We start from the raw sequence: 22,838 nt of genomic DNA on the forward strand, positions 1-22,838 counted from the left end.
GCGTTATCAATCAATCCATAAATGCCATTGGGAAAGCATCGATCCAGCCCCGTAGAGTACGTTTGCCAAGCCCATCCGATAAAAACAATCCGGCATGCCCGACATGCCCAGGGGTTATCTGCATGCAAACGCTCTCTGAACCCGACTTCGAAGACCGTACCTACCGCAAAGTCATCCTGCGCATTTTGCCCGTGTTGCTGCTGTGCTACATGGCCGCCTACCTGGACCGGGTCAACATCGGTTTTGCCAAGCTGGACATGCTCAACGAACTGCAATTTAGCAACACCGTCTACGCCCTGGGCGCGAGCATGTTCTTCTGGGGCTACTTCCTGTTCGAGGTGCCCAGCAACCTGCTGCTGCATCGCTATGGCGCGCGCTTCTGGATCGCCCGCATCATGTTGAGCTGGGCGGTGATCTCCATGGCCGTGGCATTCACCGTGCCACTGGCAGCGTTTTTCCACCTGCAATCGAGCACCATGTTTTACGTGCTGCGCTTTCTGCTGGGTATCTGCGAAGCCGGGTTCTTTCCCGGCGTCATCCTGTACCTCAACTACTGGTTCCCCACCCAACGGCAAAGCCGCGTGATGTCGGGCTTTCTGATGGCCATGCCGATCAGCCTGGTGCTGGGCGGCATTCTGTCCGGCTGGTTGATGAACAGCCTGCAAGGCGTGCATGGCCTGTCGGGTTGGCAGTGGATGCTGCTGATCGAAGGCGTGCCCTCGGTGATCATGGCCGCCGTGGTGATCGGCTGCCTGGCCAACAATATCGACTCGGCCAAGTGGCTGAACGATCGGGAAAAGGCCCTGCTCAAGGCCAACCTGCACAGTGACAGCCATGGCAAGGCCAGCCGCCTGAGCGAGGTGTTCTTCAACCCGCGGGTATGGTTGCTGGTGCTGATCCTGCTGACCTTCAACACCGGCTTCTACGGCCTGGCATTCTGGATGCCGTCGATCATCAAGAGCACCGGCATCACCAACAGCCTGCACATCGGCCTGCTGACGGCAATTCCTTATGCGGTGGCGATGGTGGCCATGCTGCTCAATGCCCGGCATTCCAATCGCACCGGTGAGCGGCGCCTGCATGCGGCGATCCCGGCCTTCATCGGTGGGGTGGGGCTGATCCTCAGTGCGTACTTTGCCAGCAACCTGGTGCTGTCGGTGCTGTTCCTGAGCGTTGCCGCCTCCGGCATCCTGAGCCTGATGCCGATCTTCTGGACGCTGCCGGGCACCGTACTGTCTGGCGTCGCGGCGGCTGCCGGCATCGGCATGATCAATGCCATCGGCAACCTGTCCGGGTTCACCGGCTCGATGATCACCGCCGTGGCCGAGACCCTGACCGGCAACATCAACAACGGCACCTATGTATTGGCGCTGTGCCTGTTCGTCAGCGGCGGGCTGATTCTGGCGATCCCGCGCTCGATGCTGGGCCGGGCGGACAAGCCTGTGGCTACCCAACTGAAAATGGAGGCGGTATGAACCTGCGCAACAAGCGCGTGCTGATCACGGCGGCGGGGCAGGGCATTGGCCTGGCCAGTGCCATCGCCTTCGCCCAGGCGGGTGCCCAGGTGTACGCCTGCGATATCGACATCAAGGGGCTTGAAGGGCGCGAGGGCATTACTGCGCTGGTGCTGGACGTGACCTCGGCCAGCGCCATTGCCCTGGCCTGCGAACGTATCGGCAGCCTGGACGTGTTGTTCAATTGCGCAGGCTACGTGCACAGCGGCACTGTCCTTGAGTGCGACGAAGCGGCCTGGGCTCGCTCAATGGACCTCAACGCCACGGCCATGTACCGCATGATCCGTGCCTTCCTGCCCGGCATGCTGGCCCAGGGCGGCGGCTCGATCATCAACATGTCGTCGGTGGCCTCCAGCGTCAAGGCCGTGCCCAACCGTTTCGCTTATGCTGCCAGTAAGGCGGCGGTGGTGGGGTTGACCAAGTCGGTGGCCGCCGACTTCATTGGCCAGGGCATTCGCTGCAACGCGATCTGCCCCGGCACCGTGGAGTCGCCCTCCCTCACTGTGCGCATTGCCGAACAGGCGGCGCAGCAGGGCGTGGATCAAGCGCAGGTTTACCAGCAATTCATCAATCGCCAGCCCATGGGGCGCTTGGGCAGGGCCGAAGAAATCGCCCAACTGGCCTTGTACCTGGGCAGCGATGCCTCCAGCTACACCACCGGCGGCGTGCACGTGATCGACGGCGGCATGAGCCTCTGAAGCCGCATTTTTCAGCTCTAGGAGTACCTTATGAAATTATTGCGTTACGGTGAAAAGGGCGCGGAAAAACCCGGCCTGCTGGATGCCGAGCAGCGTATTCGCGACCTGTCTGGCCACGTTGCAGACATCGCCGGGGCAGCGCTGAGCCCGGCCAGCCTGGCCGCATTGGCAGCCATCGACCCCAACAGCTTGCCGATTGTGCCGGGCCAGCCGCGCATGGGTGCCTGTGTCGGGCAAGTGGGCAAGTTCATCTGCATCGGCCTGAACTACGCCGACCATGCGGCCGAGTCGAACATGCCCGTACCCAAGGAGCCGATCATTTTCAACAAATGGACCAGCGCCATTTGCGGCCCTAACGATGCCATCGAGATACCCCGCGGCTCGCTCAAGACCGACTGGGAGGTGGAGTTGGGCGTAGTGATCGGCAAGGGGGGGCGCAACATCGATGAAGCCAACGCCTTGGAGCACGTGGCCGGTTATTGCGTGATCAACGATGTGTCCGAGCGTGAATGGCAACTGGAACGCGGTGGCACCTGGGACAAGGGTAAGGGGTTTGACACCTTCGGCCCGTTGGGCCCGTGGTTGGTGACCCGCGATGAGGTCGCAGACCCCCATTCCCTGGACCTATGGCTGGAGGTGGACGGCCATCGCTACCAGAACGGCAACACCCGCACCTTGATCTTCAGCGTGCCGCAGCTGATCGCCTACCTCAGCCGCTGCATGAGCCTGCAACCCGGTGACGTGATTTCCACCGGCACGCCGCCAGGCGTGGGCCTGGGGGTCAAGCCTGCGCCGGTGTTCCTGCGCCCGGGCCAAACCCTGCGCTTGGGCATTGCCGGGCTGGGCGAGCAGCTTCAAGTCACGGTGCAGGCCGACTGACTCACGCCTGGCTGCGGTTCAACGTGGCGCCAGGGGCGGGGCGGGCGATCACCGTCAGCACCGCCAACGCCGCGATCACCAGGCCCGGCGAGGTGGCTAGCAGCACGCCGGTGGTGCCGGCCCCTGCCGCCAGAATCTGCCCGGCTGCCAGGGGGCCGGCCACCGAACCCAGCCGGCCAATGGCGACCGCCGCGCCCACGCCGGTCGCCCGCACCGACGTCGGGTAGCGCGGGGGTGCCAGTGCATACAGCACCAACTGCGCCGCCATCACGAACAACCCTGCGGCAAAACCTGCCGCCGCCATCGGCACAATCCCCACCGACAGGCCGACCCCTGCCAGCGCGGCCAGCAGGCCTGCGTAGACGCACAGCACGACTTTGAGGGTGTTGCAACGGTCCAGCAGCACGCCGCCGAGCAACGAGCCCAGGGTGCCACCGATGTTGAAAAGCATCTGCACCATGCCCGCCTGCGGTTTGCTGAAGCCTTGCTCCAGCAGCAGCGAAGGCAGCCAGTTGAGCAGCATGTACATCACGGTCAGGGTGAAGAAATAGCTCAGCCACAGGGCCAGCGTAATGCGCGCACGGCCTTCGCCGAACAGTGCCTGGCCGGTTGACACCCGCGCGGCGCTGCTTTGTTGGCGGAAGGCGCTGGATTCGGGCAGCAACCAGGCCATCAACGGCACCACCAGCAGCGGCGCCAGGCCGCCGAACAGGAAGGTGGCCTGCCAGTGTTCGGTGTACAGCATGGCCACCACGGCGGCCAGTGCGCCGCCCAGCGGTACACCCGAATACATGATGCTGATGGCGGTGCCACGGCGTTGTTCGCCCACCGCTTCCGCGCACAGGGCGATCAGGTTGGGCAGGGCGGCGCCCAGGCCCAGGCCGGTCATGAAGCGCACCAACAGCAGCGTGGTGTACTGCTCGACATAGGCGGTGCTCAGGGAGAACAGGCCGAACAGCAGCACGGCGGCGATGAGGATTTTCTTGCGGCCGATGCGATCGGCCACCCAGCCGCCGAAAAAGGCCCCGGGCAACAAGCCGATGATCCCGGCGCTGAACACCCAGCCCATCATGCGCGGGTCCAGCGCAAAGGTCTGGCGCAAGCCGGCTGCGGCGGTGCCGGCGGACTGCAGGTCAAACCCTTCGATCAGGGCAACGATAAAACACAGGGCGATGGTCAGCGTCGAACGACGCGATGGACTGTCCATGGAGCAACCTCGTTATTGTTTTTGTGGGTGTGCCGGTATCCGGCGACCTGTGGTCAGGCCTTGGATTAAGATTAACAAGAATAACTAAAAAATGAAGAGGCTTTGTAGATCGCCTTTTTTAGCCATTAATCTGTTTTAAATCAATTAGATGTTGATGCGTCATGGATGAACTCAATAAATAGTTAATAATATTAATGTTCGATTATCGGTCACTATGGATTGACGAACCCCTTCGCCTGTTTCCATTCTCAGCGCTGTGACCCGGTCGCGCAGCGGCTGGGCTCAATCAAAAAACAACAACAATAAGTGGGCTTCGAGCATGCAGAACCTTCCTGATGGCGCCTTCGCGGCGAAGTCGGCAGTACCCCGGTGCGTGAGCAAACCTGGGCTTTCCCTGGCAATGATGGGCCTGAGCCTATGTGCCACGGACCTGATGGCCGAGGGCTTCGTGGATGACAGTCACGCCACCCTGAGCCTGCGCAATTACTACCTGGACCGCGACTACAAGGACGACGGCGCCAAGACCGCCGCACGAGAGTGGGCGCAGGGTTTTATCCTCAACATGGAGTCGGGCTACACCACCGGCACGGTCGGTTTTGGCTTGGACGTGCGGGGCTTGCTGGGGGTCAAGCTGGACTCGGCGCCCGACCGCAGCGGCACCGAATTGCTGCCGGTGTCGAGCAGTGACAAGCGCGCCGCCGATGATTACTCGCGCCTGGCGCCTACCGCCAAGATGCGCTTGAGCCAGACCACGGTGAAGACCGGGGATGTCTCGATCTTTTTGCCATTCGCCTTCGCCAGCCCCTCGCGGTTGTTGCCGCAGACCTTTCGCGGCACCACCGTCAGCTCCAAGGAAATCGATGGCCTGACGATCAACACCGGTTACATCGACCGCATCAACAAACGTGATTCCACCAGCTACCAGGCGATGGCGATCGCCTCGCCCAACGGCCGTTTCAAGGGCGCGGCGACCACCTCGCACATGGCCTATGCAGGCGGCGATTACCAAGTCACCAAGGACCTCAGCCTGCGCGCCTACCATGCCGAGGTGGCCGACCTGTACCAGCAGGATACCTTGGCGCTGCTGCACAAAATGCCGCTGGGTGACGGCGCGCTAACCACCGACCTGCGCAGTTTTTTCAGCCGCGAAGATGGCAGCGCCAAGGGCGGCAAGGTGGACAACCAGAACCTCTCGGGGCTACTGGGGTATCGCCTGGGCGGGCAGACGTTCAGCGTTGGCTACATGCATTCGAGCGGCGACACCGCCACGCCTTACCTGTCGGGCACCGAGTTGATGGGCATGAGCGAGCTGACCATGAGCTCGGACTTTCTCAACGCCAAGGAGCACACCTGGCAGGCGATCTATGACTACGATTTTGCCGCCGTCGGGCTGATGGGGCTCAAGAGCCGCTTGCGCTACGTGCGTGGCGACAACATCGACCTGGCGGCCTTGGGCGCGGACGATCGCAAGGAGCGCGAGTTCCAGATGGAGCTCAGCTACGTGATCCAAAGCGGGCCGCTGAAGAACCTGGGGTTCCTGGCGCGAAAATCCATCTACCGCAATGACTTCCCGGCCGGGGCGGCGTTTCGCGACGAGAACCAGACACGGTTTTTGGTGCTGTACACCTTGCCAATCTGGTAGAACGGCGGTGTTTTCTTAGCGGATGAAATCCGCCCCTACGGGAGCGGGCTCATTCCTGATACACCTTCTTCAACAACCGCAGCAGCTCTTCACGCTCTTGGGTGTCGAGGGCTGCCGTGGCGTCCAGGTCGCTTTGCGCGGCAATCTGCTTGAGCTCCTTGAGCAGGGTTTCCCCAGGTTTGCTCAAAAAAATCCCATAGGAACGTTTGTCGGGCTTGCAGCGTACTCGCACGGCCAGCGCGCGCTCTTCCAGCTTGTTGAGCAGCGGCACCACTTGGGGCGGCTCGATGGCCAGGGCGCGGGCAAGGTCGGCCTGCATCAGCCCGGGGTTCTGGTCGATGATCGCCAGGGCCGAGAACTGCGCTGGGCGCAGGTCGTGAGCCGAGAGCCGGCCAATCAGGTTTTGGAACAGCTTGAGCTGGGCGCGGCGCATGGCGTAGCCGATCAACTCGTCCAGGGCGGCGTCCAAGGGGGGAGCGGCGTCGGCAAGGGGGGCAGGCTTGGCCATCGGGCGTAAACATCCTCAAGGTTATTAACAAGGCTATCCAGTTTGCCGGGGTTGGCCGGCGATAGCTATCGACAGGTTCTCATCCTGCCTGAAAGCCGCTGGGCCGGGCAGGAAAAATATTTGGTTAATTTTATTAATGGTTAATTGACATAACTAATTTTGCCGGTTAATTTTTGCTCATCGACAAGCCAAGAACAAGAGAGCAATCACCATGAGCAATTACGAAGGCCGCTGGAAAACCGTCAAGGTCGAAATCGAAGAAGGCATTGCCTGGGTGATCCTCAATCGTCCGGAAAAGCGCAACGCCATGAGCCCCACCCTCAATCGCGAAATGGTCGATGTGCTCGAAACCCTGGAGCAGGACCCGGCTGCCGGCGTGCTGGTGCTGACCGGTGCCGGTGAAGCCTGGACCGCAGGCATGGACCTGAAGGAATACTTTCGCGAAGTGGACGCAGGCCCGGAAATCCTCCAGGAAAAAATCCGTCGCGAAGCCTCCCAGTGGCAGTGGAAACTGCTGCGCATGTACGCCAAGCCAACCATCGCCATGGTCAACGGCTGGTGCTTTGGTGGTGGCTTCAGCCCGCTGGTGGCCTGCGACCTGGCGATCTGCGCCGACGAGGCAACCTTCGGCCTGTCGGAAATCAACTGGGGCATCCCGCCGGGCAACCTGGTGAGCAAGGCCATGGCCGACACCGTGGGCCACCGCCAGTCGCTGTACTACATCATGACCGGCAAGACCTTCGGCGGGCAGAAGGCCGCGCAGATGGGCTTGGTGAACGAAAGCGTGCCGCTGTCGCAACTGCGTGAAGTGACCGTGGAGCTGGCCCGCAACCTGCTGGAGAAAAACCCGGTGGTGCTGCGTGCCGCCAAACATGGTTTCAAGCGCTGCCGCGAATTGACCTGGGAGCAGAACGAGGATTACCTGTACGCCAAGCTCGACCAGTCGCGCCTGCTCGACACCGAAGGCGGCCGCGAGCAGGGCATGAAGCAGTTTCTGGACGACAAGAGCATCAAGCCCGGCCTGCAATCTTACAAACGCTGATAGCTGCTCTTGCAGGCGCAAGGCTTGCCCGCGATGGGGCCCTCGGGTACGCCATCGCCAGCAAGCCGTGCTCCTAAAAAGAATATCTGCGTCAGAGCACCATTCCCGACAACTAAAAGAACGAGGAAGGCTCCATGTTTGACGTCTCTTTACTGATCGGCGGCCAATCGCGAGCCGCCGCAAACGGGCGTACGTTCGAGCGCCGTCACCCGGTTACCGGCCAGGTGGTTTCGCGGGTGGCCGCGGCCACGCTGGAAGACGCCGATGCCGCCGTGGCCGCCGCCCAAGCCGCTTTTCCGGCCTGGGCCGCGCTGTCCCCCAACGAGCGCCGTACCCGCTTGTTGAAAGCCGCCGAGCAATTGCAGGCCCGTGCTGGTGAGTTTATCGCGGCCGCCGGCGAGACCGGTGCCATGGCCAACTGGTATGGCTTCAACGTGCACCTGGCAGCCAACATGCTGCGCGAAGCGGCGTCGATGACCACCCAGATCAACGGCGAAGTCATCCCCTCCGACGTGCCCGGCAACTTCGCCATGGCCTTGCGCCAACCGTGCGGCGTGGTACTGGGCATTGCCCCCTGGAACGCCCCGGTGATCCTCGCCACCCGCGCCATCGCCATGCCCCTGGCGTGTGGCAACACCGTGGTACTCAAGGCCTCGGAAGTGAGCCCCACGGTGCACCGATTGATCGGCCAGGTGCTGCAGGACGCAGGCTTGGGTGATGGCGTGGTCAACGTCATCAGCAATGCCCCCGCCGACGCCCCGGCCATCGTCGAGCGGCTGATCGCCAACCCGGCGGTACGGCGGGTCAACTTCACCGGCTCCACCCACGTGGGGCGCATCGTCGGCGAGCTGTCGGCACGCCACCTCAAGCCTGCGTTGTTGGAACTGGGCGGCAAGGCGCCGTTCCTGGTGCTCGATGACGCCGACCTCGACGCTGCGGTAGAAGCGGCTGCCTTTGGCGCCTACTTCAACCAGGGCCAGATCTGCATGTCCACCGAGCGCCTGATCGTCGACGCCAAGGTGGCCGATGCCTTCGTCGCCAAACTGGTGAAAAAGATCGCCACCTTGCGCGCTGGCAATCCCGAGGCCGCCGATTCGGTGCTCGGTTCGCTGGTGGACGCCTCGGCGGGCGAGCGCATCAAGCTGATGATCGATGATGCCCTGGAAAAGGGTGCGACCTTGCTCGCGGGCGGGCAACTGGCTGGCAGCATTTTGCAGCCAACCCTGCTGGACGGCGTGACCGAAGCGATGCGTTTGTACCGCGAGGAGTCATTCGGCCCGGTGGCGGTGGTGTTGCGCGCCGAGGGTGACGAGGCCTTGCTGCGCCTGGCCAACGATTCGGAGTTCGGCTTGGCGGCGGCGATCTTCAGCCGCGACACAGGGCGCGCCTTGGCGCTGGCCCAGCGGGTGGAAACCGGCATTTGCCATATCAACGGGCCGACCGTGCACGACGAAGCGCAGATGCCCTTCGGTGGGGTCAAGTCCAGCGGCTACGGCAGTTTCGGCGGCAAGGCATCCATCGAGCACTTCACTCAATTGCGCTGGGTGACGGTACAGAACGGGCCGCGTCACTACCCGATCTGATCGCCCGCGCAGGCAAGGCATAACAATAACAAGGGTGCGGCCACCGGCTGCCACGCGTCGCTGCCTCCGCCTTCGAGCGGGCAGGGCTGCGGCGTGCCTTGAGGGAGGAAGACCACGTGAGTTCCGAATTCAGATCGCAAGCCCCGGCCGCCACGGATGGGCCGCGTTACCGCCAGGTTTCCATCGGCCACCCCCAGGTAGAGGTGAGCGAGGAGGGTGGCGTGCTGCACATGCGTGCCCTTGAGCCGCTGGCGCCATTGCCGGCGCGGCTGCTTGATCGGCTGGTGTACTGGGCGCAGACCTGCCCGCAGCGCACCTTTATCGCTGCCCGCGAGGCGGGAGGGGAGTGGCGGCGGGTCAGCTACGCGCAGATGCTTGAAAGCGTGCGCAGCGTTGCGCAAAGCCTGCTGGGCTACGGGCTGTCGGCCCAACGGCCGCTGGCTATCCTGTCGGGCAACGACATCGAACACCTGCAAGTCGCCTTGGGCGCGATGTACGCCGGCATTCCCTATTGCCCGGTGTCACCTGCCTATTCGCTGCTGTCCCAGGATTTTGCCAAGCTGCGCCATGTGTGCGAGGTGCTGCAACCGGGGCTGGTGTTCGTCAATGATGCACAGGCTTACCAGCGTGCGATCGACGCGGTGCTGCCGGCCGATACGCCGCTGATCTGTGTCCGCGGCCAAGTGCCGGGCCGCCAACAGGCGAGCTTTGCCAGCCTGCTCGAACAACCCGGTGGCCTTGAAGCCCACGCCGCATTCGCGGCCACTGGCCCCGACACCATTGCCAAGTTCCTGTTTACCTCAGGCTCCACCAAACTGCCCAAGGCGGTGGTGACCACCCAGCGCATGCTCTGCGCCAACCAGCAGATGCTTTTGCAGACCTTTCCGGTGTTTGGTGAAGCGCCACCGGTGCTGATGGACTGGCTGCCGTGGAACCACACTTTTGGCGGCAGCCATAACCTGGGCATCGTGCTGTACAACGGCGGCACCCTGTACCTGGACGATGGCAAACCCACCCCGCAAGGCTTCGCCGAAACCCTGCGCAACCTCAAGGAAATCTCGCCCACCGCCTACCTCACCGTGCCCAAGGGCTGGGAAGAGTTGGTCAACGCACTGGAAACCGACGGCGAACTGCGTGAGCGTTTCTTCGCCAACATGAAGCTGTTTTTCTTCGCCGCCGCCGGGCTCTCGCAAAGCGTGTGGGACCGCCTGGACCGGGTCGCAGAACAGCACTGCGGCGAGCGTATCCGCATGATGGCTGGGCTGGGCATGACCGAAGCGTCACCCTCGTGCACCTTCACCACCGGGCCGCTGTCCATGGCCGGCTACATCGGCTTGCCGGCGCCGGGCTGTGAAGTACGCCTGGTGCCGACGCAGGGCAAGTTGGAGGGGCGCTTTCGCGGGCCGCACATCATGCCCGGCTACTGGCGCTCGCCCGAGCAGACCGCCGAAGTGTTCGACGAGGATGGTTTCTACTGCTCCGGCGATGCCCTAAAGCTTGCGGACGCGACACAGCCGCACTTGGGGCTGATGTTCGACGGGCGCATCGCAGAAGACTTCAAACTGTCGTCGGGAGTGTTTGTCAGCGTCGGGCCGCTGCGCAGCCGTGCGGTGCTGGAAGGCTCGCCCTACGTGCAGGATTTGGTGATCACCGCGCCAGACCGCGAGTGCCTGGGCGCGTTGGTGTTTGCGCGATTGTTCGAGTGCCGCCGGCTGGCCGGTTTGCCCAAGGCTGCCAGCGATGCCGAGGTACTGGCCAGCGAACCGGTGCGCCAGTGGTTCGCCGACTGGTTGCAGCGCCTGAACCGCGACGCCACCGGCAACGCCAGCCGCCTGGAATGGATTTGCCTGCTCGATGAGCCGGCCTCCATCGACCGTGGCGAAATCACCGACAAAGGCTCGATCAACCAGCGCGCCGTGTTGCAGTGGCGCGCGGCCAAGGTGGAGGCCTTGTACCGCGGCGAAGAGCCGTCGATTTTGCGTGCCGGGCCGCGGCCATGAAAGGGCAATACGCAGCGTTTACCGACGTGGCAATCATGGCGGCCGTGCGCACGCCCTGGGTCGACCTGGGTGGCGCGCTGGCGCAGGTATCGCCCATCGACCTGGGCATCAAGGTGGGCCGTGAGGTGCTGGCTCGCGCCGGGGTCGACCCGCACGCTGTCGACAGCGTGCTGGCCGGCTCCATGGCCCAGGCCAGTTTTGACGCTTACCTGTTGCCACGGCATATCGGCCTGTACAGCGGCGTGCCGCAACACGTGCCGGCACTGGGCGTGCAGCGCATCTGCGCCACCGGGTTCGAGTTGCTGCACCAGGCGGCGGGGCAGGTGCAAGGCGGGGCTCAGTTGGCGCTGTGCGTGGGCACCGAATCCATGTCGCGCAACCCGATTGCCGCCTACACCCACCGTGACGGTTTTCGCCTGGGCGGTGAGGTAGCGTTCAAGGACTTTCTGTGGGAAGCCCTGCACGACCCGGCACCGGGGCTGGACATGATCGCCACCGCAGAGAACCTGGCGAAGGAATACGGCCTGAGCCGCGAAGCCGTGGACCGCTATGCGCTGCTCAGCCACCAACGCGGGCTTGCGGCGCAGCAGTGCGGGTGGCTGGCCGAAGAGATTGTCGCGGTCGGCAACCAGGTTTTCGAACTGGACGGCTATCAACCGCGGGGCATCCAGTTGCCGCGTCGCATCAACGAGGTCAGCCAGGACAGCCATCCACGAGCCAGCGACCTGATCGCGCTGTCGCGCTTGCACGCCGTGCATGCCGGTGGCGTGCAAACGGCGGGCAACAGTTGCGCCGTGGTTGACGGTGCGGCGGCGGCTTTGGTTGGACCGGTGTCGAGTCATTCACCGTCGCCGTTGGCTCACCTGTTGGCCAGTGCGGTGGTGGGTGTGGCACCGCAAACCATGGGCATCGGCCCGGTGCCGGCGATCCGCTTGCTGCTGCAACGCAGCGGGCTGACGCTGGGCGATATCGGCCGTTTCGAAATCAACGAAGCCCAAGGGGCGCAAGTGCTGGCCGTGGCCCAGGCGCTGGAACTGGACCACGAACGCTTGAATGCCCGTGGCGGCTCCATCGCCTTGGGCCACCCGCTGGCCGCCACCGGGTTGCGTCTGGTGATGACCCTGGCCCGGCAACTGCGCGAGCACAACCTGCGCTATGGCATCGCTGCGGCGTGCGTCGGTGGTGGCCAGGGCATGGCCGTGCTGATCGAAAATCCGCTCCACCACTGAGCCGGGAGGCTGTTTATGTGGCAATACCAAGCGCCCCTGCGTGACATGCAATTTGTCCTCGAACACTGGTTGCAGGCCCCAAAGGCTTGGTCCCAGACAGAGGCTTTCGACACCCTGGACTTGCCTTTGGCGCTGCAGGTGCTGGAAGAGGCCGCGCGCTTTTGCAGCGGCGTGCTGGCGCCACTCAACGCCTCGGGTGATCGCCAGGGCTGTCGCTTTGACGGCGGTCACGTGCGCACCCCGGACGGCTTCGTCCAGGCCTACGCCGCCTACGTCGAAGGCGGCTGGCCGGCCTTGGCCTGTGCCGAGGCCGCGGGCGGGCAGGGCTTGCCGCAGGTACTGGACGCCGCGTTGCAGGAAATGCTCTACGCCAGCAACCACGGTTGGGCGATGTACACCGGCATCGCCCATGGCGCCTACCTGTGCCTGAAAACCCACGCGCCGCAATGGATACAAGACTGCTACCTGCCCCAAATCGTCAGCGGCCAAACCTTGCCCACCATGTGCCTGACCGAGCCCCAGGCCGGCAGCGATGTCGGCCTGTTGCGTTGCCGTGCCGAGCCGCAGGCCGATGGCAGTTACCGGTTGACCGGCAACAAGCTGTTCATCTCCGGTGGTGAACATGACCTGACCGAAAACATTCTGCACCTGGTGCTGGCGCGCTTGCCCGATGCTCCCGCAGGCAGCCGCGGTATTTCGCTGTTCCTGGTGCCCAAGCGCCTGGACAGCGGGGCGAATGCGCTGCGGTGCGACGGCATCGAACACAAGATGGGCATCAAGGGCAGCGCCACCTGTTCGTTGGTGTTCGACGGTGCCCAAGGTTGGCTGATCGGCGAGGCCCATCGCGGCCTGGCGGCGATGTTCGTGATGATGAACTCGGCGCGCCTGCACGTTGGCCTGCAAGGCTTGGGGCACACCGAGGCGGCGTTGCAGAACGCCTGGGGTTATGCCCAGGAACGCCAGCAGATGCGTGCTCCCTTGCGCCCGGCAGGTGCAGCGGCCCAAGCGGCAGACCCCATCCACTACCACCCGGCCATGCGCCGTACCCTGCTCACCCTCAAGGCCAAGTCCGAAGGCATGCGTGCCATTGGTTACTGGGCCGCGCACCTGCTCGACCAGGGCGATCTGCAGTTGGCGGAACTGCTGACGCCGATCATCAAGGCCTATTTCACCGAACAGGGCTTTGAACAGGCCAGCCAGGCCTTGCAGGTGTTCGGCGGCTACGGCTACGTGGCCGAGTTCGCCATCGAGCAGACGCTGCGCGACAGCCGCATCGCGATGATCTACGAAGGCAGCAACGAGATTCAGGCCAATGACCTGTTGGTGCGCAAGGTACTGGGCGACGAAGGCCAGGCGTTCGAGCGTTTGTTGTCAGTGATGCGCGAAGAGGCGCCATTGGCATCGCTATGCGAGCGGTTGCAGGCCGTGGTGGCGCAGGTGCGCGACGACAGTATCGAAGACCCCGAGTACCCCTATCGCGCGGCGGGGGAGTTTTTGCGCTTGTGTGGCGTGGCCTTGCTGGCGTTTGCTTGGGCACGCACGGCGCGGGTCGCCGAACAATTGCCCGAGCCGCAGCGGGCGGAAAAACTCGAAACGGCGCGGTTCTTCTTTGCCTACTTGCTGCCCGAGGTCGATCAGCGCATTGCCTTGATCCGTGCCGCCAGGGCGCCCTTACCCTTCCTGGCCTAACCCTGCGCACCACGCCGGGCTTGCGTTACTATGGCGCTTCACGTGTTCTGGAAGTGCCTGGATGAGCAAGCCTGGTCAAATGGTGCTGGTGGCGCTGCGCAAGATGATCGCCTCGGGCGAACTGGCGGCCGGCGAGCGGCTGATGGAAATCCCCACCGCCGAGCTGTTCGGCGTGTCCCGCATGCCGGTGCGCATGGCGTTCCGTACCTTGGAGCAGGAAGGCCTGTTGGTGCGTTTTGGCGCCCGGGGCTTCCAGGTGCGTTCGGTCAGCGCCGAGGACATCGCCGGCGCGGTCGAGGTGCGTGGGGTGTTGGAAGGCCTGGCGGCGCGGCAAACGGCCGAACGCGGCCTGTCGGCCGAGGGGCGAGTCATCCTTGAGCAGTGCTTGATCCAAGGCGATGAACTGTTCGATAAAGGCTTCGTCACTGAAGACGATCTAGAGGTGTATCACGACCTCAATATGCGCTTTCACCAGGTGATCGTGGCGGGCAGCCACAACCCGGCCATCGCCGATGCCTTGGCCCGCAACGACCACCTGCCATTCGCCTCGGTCACCGCGCTGGCCGTCGATCGCAAGGACATGGCCCGGGAATACAAGCGCTTCAACTACGCGCACATGCAGCACCACTCGGTGTTCGACGCCTTGGTCAATGGCCAAGGTGCCCGGGCCGAAGCCTTGATGCGCGAGCACGCCAATGCCACCTTGCGCTACGCCGAGACCTTTGGCTCGGCGGCGGCCACGGAGCGGATGAAGGTCATTCATCGCGCCCAGTAATCAGATGTCCAGCACCAGCAGCGGGGTTTTCGAGCGCGAGCAGCACGGCGTGAATTGATCGTTGAGCGCCTGTTCGGCTGGCGTCATGTACATGTCGCGGTGTTCCGGCACGCCCTCCAGCACGCGGGTCAGGCAGGTGCCGCAGATACCCTGTTCGCACGACAGTTGGATCTCGACGCCGTGGCTTTCCAGCACCTGGGCGACGCTGCGGTCTGCCGCCACGTCGAACACCTGGCCGGTACTGGCGACCTTGACCTTGAAGCTGCCGTCGTTGGCCGTGTCGGTGGGGGCAGCGGCAAAGTATTCGCGGTGCAGTTGCTCTTCGGCCCAGCCCTGTGCCCGGGCGCTGTCCAGTATGTGCTGCATGAAGCCACCCGGGCCGCACACGTACAGATGCCGCTGCGCGTGCGGGCCGGCCAGTACCTGCGCGGCATTGAGCGCGGTGGCGGGCTGTTCGTCGAAATGCAGGGTTACCCGATCGGCAAAGGGCGAGGCTTGCAGGCGCTCGACAAAGGCTGCGCGCTCGGCGGAGCGGGCGCAGTAATGCAGCTCGAATTGCGCGCCGCTGCGGGCCAGGTGCTCGGCCATGCACAGGATCGGCGTAATGCCGATGCCGCCGGCAAACAGCAGGCTGCGCTGGGCGTTTTCGGCCAGGGGGAACAGGTTGCGCGGCGCGCTGATGGTCAGGCGCGCACCGGCTTGCAACTGCTGGTGCACGGCGTGGGAACCGCCCCTTGAGGCTGGGTCCTTGAGCACGCCGATCAGGTAGCGATGCCGCTCCCCAGGGTGGTTGCACAGGGAGTATTGGCGCACCAGCCCGCCAGGCAGGTGCACATCGATATGCGCGCCGGCGCTGAACGCCGGTAGCGGGGCGCCGTCCACGGCGGCCAGTTCCAGGCTGCAGATGTCCAGCGCCTCGTCGTTGCGGGCCAGCACGGTGACCTCGATCATTGCGCGACTCCCGTTGGGATCAGTTGCGGCGTGGCGTGTTCCCGGGCGATCAGGCGGTCCAGCACTTTGCGCGACTGCACACCGCCGGCGTCGATGTTGAGTTTGAGCAGGTTGCGCTGGGGGTGTTTGAGCAGGTTCAGCTGTTGGCGTTCGAGCATCTCCAGGTCTTCGCTGAAAATTTTGCCTTGGCCTTCGCGGATGCTCGCGGTGAGCGCTTCGTCCCGTGGGTTGAAGTGGCGCGCCATGCCCCAGAAGTACCAGATGGAGGTGTCGGTTTCCGGGGTGATGAAATCGACCACGATGCTCGAGGCCTTGAACTGGGCGGGGGCGTTGTAGCCACCCTTGCCGGCGTGGGCCACGCCCACCTCGATCAGTACGTGGCTGGGCGGGCTGAAGCGGCAGATCTGCCAGCGGTCCACCGGCACGTCATCGGCCAGGTTGTTGCCGCGCAGTGCCATGCGCCAGAAGGGCGGGGCCATGATGTTTTCCATGTGCCGGGCAGTGACTACTTCGTCGCCTTCGACGGTGGTCACCGGGGCGGCCTCATCGATTTCCTTTTGGCCGATGCTGGAAGCGTGCACGTAGGTCTCGTGCGTCAGGTCCATCAGGTTGTCGATCATCAGCCGGTAGTCACAGCCGATGTGAAACAGGCCGCCGCCATAGGCCCATTCGTCGCTTTCGGCCCATTCCAGGTGGTGGATCAAGGCCGGGTCGGCTTGAGCCTGGTTACCGGGCCAAACCCAGATAAAACCATGGCGCTCCACCACCGCGAAGGTTTTGTTGCAGGGGAAGCCGCGTACGCGTTGGCCGGGCATCTCGACGGTCTTGCCGTCACAACCCATCACCAGGCCGTGGTAGCCGCACACCAGGTTGCCGTCTTGCACATACCCAAGCGACAACGGCGCCCCGCGGTGGGGGCAGAAATCCTCGACGGCAGCGACTTTGCCTTCCAGGCCACGGTAAAAAACGATGCGCTCGCCACAGATCTGCCGGCCCAGGGGCTTGCTGTCGATTTCATCGGGGGTGCAGGCGACGTACCAGGTGTTTTTTGGATACATGGAGGTTCTCCAGGCTTAGATTGTTTTTATAGTTGCTGGATCCATTGAAGTGGTTTTTGTGGCTTTTTGTCAAGCTATTGGATTTTTATGTATCCATTGTGAGGGCTATGGGTCACAAAAAAGCCCGCGAGGAAACCAGGCGGGCTTTGGGTCGTGCGGGTTTGGCTTAGTGCTTGCTGTCCTGCGCCGACATCGCCAGCAGGTGTTTCTCCTGGTTCCAGTCGAACGGCTCTTCGTTCTCTTGAGCTTCGAAGCGGCGCTCTTCCAGGGCCTGGTACAGGTCGATCTCGTCATCCGGCATGTAGTGCAGGCAGTCGCCGGCGAAATACCACAGCAGGTCGCGTGGAATCAGGTGGGCGATCTGCGGGTAGCGGGTGATCACCTGGCACATGATGTCCTGGCCCAGGTACTGGCTCTCGATCGGATCGACCGGCAACTGCGCGCGCAGTTCGTCGAAACGCTCCAGGAACAGCGCGTGGCTTTCTTCCGGCACCTGTTCGGCTTCACCCAGGGCCACGAGGATGGTACGCAGGTGATCGAGCAGAATCAGATGGTGCTCGAGGTGGGAATTGGCCATGGTGTGATCCTCTTGAATAAAACAGGCGCGCGAGTATACGGCTCCACGCGCCCGGTGTCTGCGCGTGGCGACTACCGTACCGTGTCGGTAACGCGTTGCAGTTGCTCCTTGCTGAAGTCATCCACGTCGATCACCTTGCGCCGCGCGGCCTCGGCGCGGCGCAGGGTTTGGGCTTCGCCGGCCTGCAACACGCCGGCGTTGAGCGCCGCGTCGATCGGGTGTTCGCCGGCGGCCGGGGTAAACTGGCCGGCCTTGAGCGCCACGTGGAGTTTTTTCTGCAGCGGCTGGGCCGCGAGCAGCAGGTCGCAGGCAACCTGCAGCGCGCCGACCGGGTCGTCTTCGCCTTGCGGGCGGTAGCAACCGGCAAGCAGCTCTTCCAGCGCCGGATCGCCCTTGGCGCGGCCGATGATGCTGGCCACCTCGGCGTCCAGTTCATCCGAAGGGCCGGTATGCCGGCGGCCAAACGGGAACACGATCACCCGCAGCAGGCAGCCGAGCACGCGGCTCGGGAAGTTTTTCAACAACGCGTCCAGGGCGTGTTCGGCCTGGCCCAGGCTTTCTTCCATGGCCCAGCACAGCAGCGGGCGCAGGTGCTCCGGCGAGTTCAGGTCATGGTAGCGCTTGAGCGCGGCGCTGCTCAGGTACAGGTGGCTGAGTACGTCGCCCAGGCGCGCCGACAGCCGTTCGCGGCGTTTCAGTTCGCCGCCCAGCAGCATCATGCTCAGGTCTGCCAGCAGCGCGAACGCCGCCGCCTGGCGGTTCAGGGCGCGGAAGTAGCCTTGGCTCAGGCTATCACCGGGGGCGTGTTCGAAATGCCCCAGGCCCAGGTTCAAGACCAGGGTGCTGGCGGCATTGCTCACGGCAAAGCCGACGTGCTTGAGCAGCAAGGCGTCGAACTCCACCAGCGCCTGGGCTTTGTCTTCGCGAGCGGCGAGGGCCATCTCCTTGAGCACGAAGGGGTGGCAGCGAATGGCGCCCTGGCCGAAGATCATCAGGTTGCGCGACAGAATGTTCGCGCCTTCCACGGTGATGAAGATCGGCGCGCCTTGCCAACTGCGCCCCAGGTAGTTGTTGGGGCCCATGATGATGCCTTTGCCGCCGTGCACGTCCATGGCGTGGCTGATGCATTCACGGCCGCGTTCGGTCAGGTGGTACTTGAGGATCGCTGACAGCACCGAAGGTTTTTCGCCCAGGTCCACGGCGTTGGCGGTAAGCATGCGCGCAGCGTCCATCAGCCAAGCGTTGCCACCGATGCGGGCCAGGGACTCCTGGATGCCCTCGAAGGCGGCGAGGGGCACGTTGAACTGCTCGCGCACCTGGGTGTACTGGCCGGTGACCAGGCTTGTGTACTTGGCCGCGCCGGTACCGACCGCGGGCAGGGAGATCGAACGGCCTACCGACAGGCAGTTCATCAGCATCATCCAGCCCTGGCCAAGCATCTTTTGGCCACCGATCAGGTAGTCCAGGGGGATGAACACGTCCTTGCCCCAGTTGGGCCCGTTCATGAACGCGGCGCCCAGAGGCAGGTGACGGCGGCCGATCTCGACGCCTTCGGTGTCGGTGGGGATCAACGCCAGGCTGATGCCCAGGTCTTCTTCCTCGCCCAGCAAGTGGTCTGGGTCATAGGCCTTGAACGCCAGGCCCAGCAGGGTGGCGACCGGGCCCAGGGTGATGTAGCGTTTTTCCCAGTTCAGGCGCAGGCCCAGGACTTCTTCGCCTTGCCACTGGCCTTTGCAGATGATCCCGGTGTCGGGCATGGAGCCGGCGTCGGAGCCGGCCAGGGGGCCGGTGAGGCCAAAGCAGGGGATTTCTTCACCGCGGGCCAGGCGCGGCAGGTAGTAGCTGCGCTGTTCGTCGGTGCCGTAGTGCAGCAGCAACTCGGCCGGGCCCAGGGAGTTGGGCACCATCACGGTGGACGCCAGGTCGCCGCTGCGGGTCGCCAGTTTCATCGCCACTTGGGAGTGAGCGTAGGCAGAGAAGCCTTTGCCGCCGAATTCCTTGGGGATGATGAGCGCAAAAAAGCCTTGATCCTTGATAAACGCCCAGGCTTGGGGCGGCAGGTCCAGGTCTTGGCCGATCTGCCAGTCACTGACCATGGCACACAGTTGCTCGGCGGGGCCGTCGATAAAGGCCTGTTCCTCCTCGCTCATTTGCGCCTTGGGGTAGGCCAGCAGGGTGTTCCAGTCGGGGCGACCGCTGAACAACTCGCCGTCCCACCACACGGTACCGGCGTCGATGGCTTCGCGCTCGGTTTGTGACATCGGCGGCAGGGTGCGCTGGAACCAGGCGAACAGCGGCGCGGTGAACAGCTTGCGGCGCAGTTCCGGCAGCAGTATGGGTAGCGCGGCGGCCACCAGCAGCAACCAGAAAATCGTCAACAGCCAGCCCGGCGCGCGGCTAAATACACCCATTGCCACCAGGTACACCGCCACGATGGCCATGGCCGGTAGCACGGCGATGCGCCGATGGGCCAGCCAGGCAATGCCGATCACCAGCACCACAATCCACAACACGAGCATATGCTTTCCTCCATGACCACAGGGCGATAGCACAAGAGCGTAGACGCCCCGGTGCCTCAGTAGTGACCGTGGTCGGGGCGGGGAGTTCTGCCATGCGACAAGGGGCAGGACTGCACGCGATGCTCTAGCCCTGTTGCCAGCGCGGCGTTGACTGCGTTCGACGTTCGCGTTTGATGGGCAGTGAGCAAAGCAGATGTACCTGCAGTACACCCCAAGGCAGTCAACCCCTCTCCCACACAAAGCCCTGAAAATGCACCTGCAGTACCCCCAAGGCAGGCAACGCCTCTCCACCAGACTGCGGCACGTTGCAATGGGAGCAAGCCTTGCTTGCGATAGGCCGCGCGGGCGGCCGGTAGTGGCCGCTATTGAGTCGCCAACCAAGCCCATCGCAACCAAGCTTGCTCCCACATTCATTACACCTAAAAAAATGTATACACGCAGGCGTTATCCCGGCTGGCGGTAGTAGACTGTGGGATCATTCCTACAGGGAGATCTTCATGCTTAAAGTCTGGGGTCGTAAAAACTCTTCCAACGTGCGCAAGGTGCTCTGGTGCCTTGAAGAGCTCAACCTGCCGTATCAAGCCATCGATGCCGGCGGGGCGTTTGGCCTGGTCAATGAGCCTGAATACCGCGCCAAGAACCCCAACGGCCGGGTGCCGACCCTGGAAGACGGCGATTTCGTGCTGTGGGAATCCAACACCATCGTGCGCTACCTGTGTGGCCAATACGCGGCAGACTCCGGCTGGTATCCCGCTGACGCGAAACAGCGCGCCCAGGCGGAAAAATGGATGGATTGGACCACCTCATCCCTGGCCGACCCGTTCAAGCCGCTGTTCTGGGGCATCCTGCGCACGCCGCCCGAGCAGCAGGACTGGGTGCAGATCAACGCCGCGCACGAGGCCTGTTCGGAACTGTTGGCCATGGCCGATCAAGTCCTGGCCACGCAACCTTACTTGTCGGGCGATGAGTTCGGCATGGGTGATATACCCTTGGGTTGTTTCATCTACGCCTGGTTCGAGATGCCCATCGAGCGTGCATCCATGGTGCATTTGAGCGCCTGGTATGAACGATTGAAACAACGACCTGCCTACCAGAAGGCGGTGATGACCGCGTTGACCTGATAGTTATTATCAACCGGCATCACTGTACTTGCGTTGCGGGGCCAAGCAACATGGTCCCGTGGTTCGCGTGTCCGTTTTATTACGCTACTTTCATTTTTCTTTTTCGGTGCATGGTTTAGTTATGAATTCTGCTCTGTCCATTCGGCAGTTGACCAAAACTTACGGCAATGGCTTCCAGGCCCTCAAGGGGATCGACCTGGATGTAGCCGAAGGTGACTTTTTCGCCTTGCTGGGCCCTAACGGCGCCGGCAAGTCCACCACCATCGGTATTCTTTCCACCCTGGTGAATAAAACCAGCGGCACGGTGAATATCTTCGGCAACGACCTGGACAAAGACCCGGCGGCGCTCAAGCGCTGCATTGGCGTGGTGCCCCAGGAGTTCAATTTCAACCAGTTTGAAAAGACCTTCGACATTGTCGTGACCCAGGCCGGTTACTACGGTATCCCGCCGCGCATCGCCAAGGAGCGCGCCGAGCAATACCTCACCCAACTGGGCCTGTGGGACAAGCGCGACACGCCCTCGCGCGAGCTTTCTGGCGGCATGAAGCGCCGGCTGATGATCGCCCGCGCGCTGATTCACGAGCCGCGCCTGCTGATCCTCGACGAGCCTACCGCCGGTGTCGATATCGAACTGCGCCGCTCGATGTGGACGTTCCTCACCGAGCTCAACGAAAAAGGCATCACCATCATCCTCACCACCCATTACCTGGAAGAGGCTGAACAGTTGTGCCGCAACATCGGCATCATCGACCACGGCACCATTGTCGAGAACACCAGCATGCGCAAGTTGCTCGGCACCTTGCACGTGGAGACATTCCTGCTCGACCTCAAGCAGGACTTGCAGGCGCCGCCACAGTTGGTCGGCTACCCGTGCCGGCTGATCGATGCGCACACCCTGGAAGTGCAGGTGGATAAAGCCGAGGGCATTACCTCGCTGTTCGGCCAGTTGGCCCTGCATAACATCGAAGTGCAAAGCCTGCGCAATAAAACCAATCGCCTGGAGGAGCTGTTCGTGTCCCTGGTGGAAAAAAACCTGGCGAAGGTGGCCGTATGAGTTTCGAATTCCATGCCAACCGCGTCGCGCTGAACACCATTGTTTACCGCGAAGTGCGTCGCTTTACCCGTATTTGGCCACAAACCTTGCTGCCCCCGGCCATCACCATGGTCTTGTACTTCGTGATCTTCGGTAACCTGATCGGCCGGCAGATCGGTGACATGGGTGGCTTTACCTACATGGAGTACATCGTGCCGGGGCTGATCATGATGTCGGTGATCACCAACTCCTACGGCAACGTGGTGTCCAGTTTCTTTGGCAGCAAGTTCCAGCGTTCTATCGAAGAACTGATGGTGTCGCCGGTATCGCCGCACATCATCCTGATCGGCTACGTGCTCGGCGGCGTGCTGCGCGGGCTGATGGTCGGGGTCATCGTGACCATCCTGTCGCTGTTTTTCACCCATCTACAGGTGCACCACCTGGGCATCACCTTGCTGGTGGTGATCCTGACCGCGACGATCTTCTCGCTGCTGGGGTTCATCAACGCGGTGTTTGCGCGCAACTTCGATGACATCTCGATCATTCCGACCTTCGTGCTCACGCCCCTGACTTACTTGGGCGGGGTGTTCTACTCGATCACGTTGCTGCCGCCGTTCTGGCAGACCGTGTCGCTGGCCAACCCGGTGCTGCACATGGTCAACGCCTTCCGCTACGGCATCCTCGGCGTCTCGGACATCAAAATCAGCGTGGCCGTGGCGTTCATGCTGGTGGCTACCGTGGTGCTGTATGTTGGGTGTGCACGCTTGCTGGTTAGTGGGCGTGGGATGCGCACCTGATCCACGTAGGAACGGG

General features: G+C 63.1%; 19 protein-coding genes. 13 read left to right on the forward strand and 6 right to left on the reverse strand.

Annotation, left to right across the window (positions count from 1 at the left end; all coding sequences use genetic code 11):
• Positions 1 to 122: 122 nt before the first annotated feature.
• The 3 genes from L9B60_RS20470 to L9B60_RS20480 are packed head-to-tail and all read left to right on the forward strand — an operon-like array spanning position 123 to position 3,091.
• A complete protein-coding gene (locus tag L9B60_RS20470) occupies positions 123 to 1,475 on the forward strand; it encodes an MFS transporter (protein WP_249672622.1) in 1,353 nt (450 codons plus the stop codon).
• Positions 1,472 to 2,212 (forward strand): SDR family oxidoreductase, encoded by a 741-nt coding sequence (locus tag L9B60_RS20475; RefSeq protein ID WP_249672624.1) that lies wholly within the window; start codon positions 1,472 to 1,474, stop codon positions 2,210 to 2,212. The genes L9B60_RS20470 and L9B60_RS20475 overlap by 4 nt, the downstream gene beginning before the upstream one ends.
• Positions 2,213 to 2,242: 30 nt before the next feature.
• Entirely contained in the window at positions 2,243 to 3,091 is an 849-nt protein-coding gene (locus L9B60_RS20480; protein WP_249672626.1) for an ureidoglycolate lyase, read from the forward strand.
• Between the two features lies 1 nt (position 3,092).
• On the opposite strand, the gene mhpT is transcribed toward L9B60_RS20480, so the two are convergent.
• On the reverse strand, positions 3,093 to 4,298 hold the full coding sequence (mhpT, locus tag L9B60_RS20485) for a 3-(3-hydroxy-phenyl)propionate transporter MhpT (RefSeq protein ID WP_249672627.1): 1,206 nt from the start codon (positions 4,296 to 4,298) through the stop codon (positions 3,093 to 3,095).
• Between the two features lie 319 nt (positions 4,299 to 4,617).
• Here mhpT and L9B60_RS20490 point away from each other — a divergent pair, with 319 nt between their 5' ends.
• Positions 4,618 to 5,940, forward strand: coding sequence for an OprD family porin (locus tag L9B60_RS20490; protein WP_249672629.1), 1,323 nt, complete (start codon positions 4,618 to 4,620; stop codon positions 5,938 to 5,940).
• Positions 5,941 to 5,989: 49 nt separating this feature from the next.
• On the opposite strand, the gene L9B60_RS20495 is transcribed toward L9B60_RS20490, so the two are convergent.
• On the reverse strand, positions 5,990 to 6,448 hold the full coding sequence (locus L9B60_RS20495; RefSeq protein ID WP_249672632.1) for a MarR family winged helix-turn-helix transcriptional regulator: 459 nt from the start codon (positions 6,446 to 6,448) through the stop codon (positions 5,990 to 5,992).
• 211 nt (positions 6,449 to 6,659) lie between these two features.
• On the opposite strand from L9B60_RS20495, the gene L9B60_RS20500 reads away from it, so the two are divergent.
• The 6 genes from L9B60_RS20500 to L9B60_RS20525 all read left to right on the forward strand — a co-directional run bounded on the left by L9B60_RS20500 (position 6,660) and on the right by L9B60_RS20525 (position 14,766).
• Positions 6,660 to 7,490: a p-hydroxycinnamoyl CoA hydratase/lyase gene (locus tag L9B60_RS20500; RefSeq protein WP_249672634.1), complete on the forward strand. Its 831-nt coding sequence runs from the start codon at positions 6,660 to 6,662 to the stop codon at positions 7,488 to 7,490.
• Between the two features lie 134 nt (positions 7,491 to 7,624).
• Positions 7,625 to 9,073 (forward strand): aldehyde dehydrogenase, encoded by a 1,449-nt coding sequence (locus tag L9B60_RS20505; RefSeq protein ID WP_249672636.1) that lies wholly within the window; start codon positions 7,625 to 7,627, stop codon positions 9,071 to 9,073.
• Between the two features lie 116 nt (positions 9,074 to 9,189).
• Positions 9,190 to 11,073, forward strand: coding sequence for a feruloyl-CoA synthase (locus tag L9B60_RS20510; RefSeq protein ID WP_249672638.1), 1,884 nt, complete (start codon positions 9,190 to 9,192; stop codon positions 11,071 to 11,073).
• Positions 11,070 to 12,302 (forward strand): thiolase family protein, encoded by a 1,233-nt coding sequence (locus L9B60_RS20515; RefSeq protein ID WP_249672640.1) that lies wholly within the window; start codon positions 11,070 to 11,072, stop codon positions 12,300 to 12,302. The genes L9B60_RS20510 and L9B60_RS20515 overlap by 4 nt, the downstream gene beginning before the upstream one ends.
• 15 nt (positions 12,303 to 12,317) lie before the next feature.
• On the forward strand, positions 12,318 to 13,991 hold the full coding sequence (locus L9B60_RS20520; protein ID WP_249672641.1) for an acyl-CoA dehydrogenase: 1,674 nt from the start codon (positions 12,318 to 12,320) through the stop codon (positions 13,989 to 13,991).
• Positions 13,992 to 14,052: 61 nt separating this feature from the next.
• Positions 14,053 to 14,766, forward strand: a complete 714-nt coding sequence (locus L9B60_RS20525; RefSeq protein ID WP_249672643.1) for a GntR family transcriptional regulator — start codon at positions 14,053 to 14,055, stop codon at positions 14,764 to 14,766.
• Here L9B60_RS20525 and L9B60_RS20530 read toward each other — a convergent pair whose 3' ends face one another.
• From L9B60_RS20530 to L9B60_RS20545, 4 genes are all read right to left on the reverse strand, one after another.
• Positions 14,767 to 15,717 carry a PDR/VanB family oxidoreductase gene (locus L9B60_RS20530; RefSeq protein ID WP_249672644.1) on the reverse strand — a complete coding sequence of 317 codons (951 nt, stop codon included), beginning with the start codon at positions 15,715 to 15,717 and terminating at the stop codon, positions 14,767 to 14,769.
• On the reverse strand, positions 15,714 to 16,775 hold the full coding sequence (locus tag L9B60_RS20535) for a Rieske 2Fe-2S domain-containing protein (protein WP_249672646.1): 1,062 nt from the start codon (positions 16,773 to 16,775) through the stop codon (positions 15,714 to 15,716). Before L9B60_RS20535 ends, L9B60_RS20530 begins: the two co-directional genes overlap by 4 nt.
• Before the next feature lie 166 nt (positions 16,776 to 16,941).
• Complete coding sequence (locus tag L9B60_RS20540) at positions 16,942 to 17,352, reverse strand: PA2817 family protein (RefSeq protein ID WP_249672649.1); 411 nt, start codon at positions 17,350 to 17,352, stop codon at positions 16,942 to 16,944.
• 71 nt (positions 17,353 to 17,423) lie between these two features.
• Positions 17,424 to 19,871, reverse strand: coding sequence for an acyl-CoA dehydrogenase (locus tag L9B60_RS20545; protein WP_249672652.1), 2,448 nt, complete (start codon positions 19,869 to 19,871; stop codon positions 17,424 to 17,426).
• A gap of 497 nt (positions 19,872 to 20,368) precedes the next feature.
• On the opposite strand from L9B60_RS20545, the gene L9B60_RS20550 reads away from it, so the two are divergent.
• From L9B60_RS20550 to L9B60_RS20560, 3 genes are all read left to right on the forward strand, one after another.
• Complete coding sequence (locus L9B60_RS20550) at positions 20,369 to 20,992, forward strand: glutathione S-transferase family protein (RefSeq protein WP_249672655.1); 624 nt, start codon at positions 20,369 to 20,371, stop codon at positions 20,990 to 20,992.
• A 121-nt stretch (positions 20,993 to 21,113) separates the two neighbouring features.
• On the forward strand, positions 21,114 to 22,046 hold the full coding sequence (locus L9B60_RS20555; RefSeq protein WP_249672657.1) for an ABC transporter ATP-binding protein: 933 nt from the start codon (positions 21,114 to 21,116) through the stop codon (positions 22,044 to 22,046).
• Entirely contained in the window at positions 22,043 to 22,822 is a 780-nt protein-coding gene (locus tag L9B60_RS20560) for an ABC transporter permease (protein ID WP_249672660.1), read from the forward strand. The genes L9B60_RS20555 and L9B60_RS20560 overlap by 4 nt, the downstream gene beginning before the upstream one ends.
• The last annotated feature ends 16 nt before the right edge of the window (positions 22,823 to 22,838 follow it).

This window comes from Pseudomonas abieticivorans (assembly GCF_023509015.1).
Taxonomy (GTDB): Bacteria; Pseudomonadota; Gammaproteobacteria; order Pseudomonadales; family Pseudomonadaceae; genus Aquipseudomonas; species Aquipseudomonas abieticivorans.

Coding starts and splice junctions, on each gene's coding strand:
- L9B60_RS20505 (WP_249672636.1), top strand. CDS start 7,625: ATGTTTGACGTCTCTTTACTGATCGGCGGCCAATCGCGAGCCGCCGCA.
- L9B60_RS20560 (WP_249672660.1), top strand. CDS start 22,043: ATGAGTTTCGAATTCCATGCCAACCGCGTCGCGCTGAACACCATTGTT.
- L9B60_RS20550 (WP_249672655.1), top strand. CDS start 20,369: ATGCTTAAAGTCTGGGGTCGTAAAAACTCTTCCAACGTGCGCAAGGTG.
- L9B60_RS20540 (WP_249672649.1), bottom strand. CDS start 17,352: ATGGCCAATTCCCACCTCGAGCACCATCTGATTCTGCTCGATCACCTG.
- L9B60_RS20525 (WP_249672643.1), top strand. CDS start 14,053: ATGAGCAAGCCTGGTCAAATGGTGCTGGTGGCGCTGCGCAAGATGATC.
- L9B60_RS20470 (WP_249672622.1), top strand. CDS start 123: ATGCAAACGCTCTCTGAACCCGACTTCGAAGACCGTACCTACCGCAAA.
- L9B60_RS20475 (WP_249672624.1), top strand. CDS start 1,472: ATGAACCTGCGCAACAAGCGCGTGCTGATCACGGCGGCGGGGCAGGGC.
- L9B60_RS20495 (WP_249672632.1), bottom strand. CDS start 6,448: ATGGCCAAGCCTGCCCCCCTTGCCGACGCCGCTCCCCCCTTGGACGCC.
- L9B60_RS20555 (WP_249672657.1), top strand. CDS start 21,114: ATGAATTCTGCTCTGTCCATTCGGCAGTTGACCAAAACTTACGGCAAT.
- L9B60_RS20545 (WP_249672652.1), bottom strand. CDS start 19,871: ATGCTCGTGTTGTGGATTGTGGTGCTGGTGATCGGCATTGCCTGGCTG.
- L9B60_RS20515 (WP_249672640.1), top strand. CDS start 11,070: ATGAAAGGGCAATACGCAGCGTTTACCGACGTGGCAATCATGGCGGCC.
- L9B60_RS20490 (WP_249672629.1), top strand. CDS start 4,618: ATGCAGAACCTTCCTGATGGCGCCTTCGCGGCGAAGTCGGCAGTACCC.
- mhpT (WP_249672627.1), bottom strand. CDS start 4,298: ATGGACAGTCCATCGCGTCGTTCGACGCTGACCATCGCCCTGTGTTTT.
- L9B60_RS20520 (WP_249672641.1), top strand. CDS start 12,318: ATGTGGCAATACCAAGCGCCCCTGCGTGACATGCAATTTGTCCTCGAA.
- L9B60_RS20530 (WP_249672644.1), bottom strand. CDS start 15,717: ATGATCGAGGTCACCGTGCTGGCCCGCAACGACGAGGCGCTGGACATC.
- L9B60_RS20480 (WP_249672626.1), top strand. CDS start 2,243: ATGAAATTATTGCGTTACGGTGAAAAGGGCGCGGAAAAACCCGGCCTG.
- L9B60_RS20500 (WP_249672634.1), top strand. CDS start 6,660: ATGAGCAATTACGAAGGCCGCTGGAAAACCGTCAAGGTCGAAATCGAA.
- L9B60_RS20535 (WP_249672646.1), bottom strand. CDS start 16,775: ATGTATCCAAAAAACACCTGGTACGTCGCCTGCACCCCCGATGAAATC.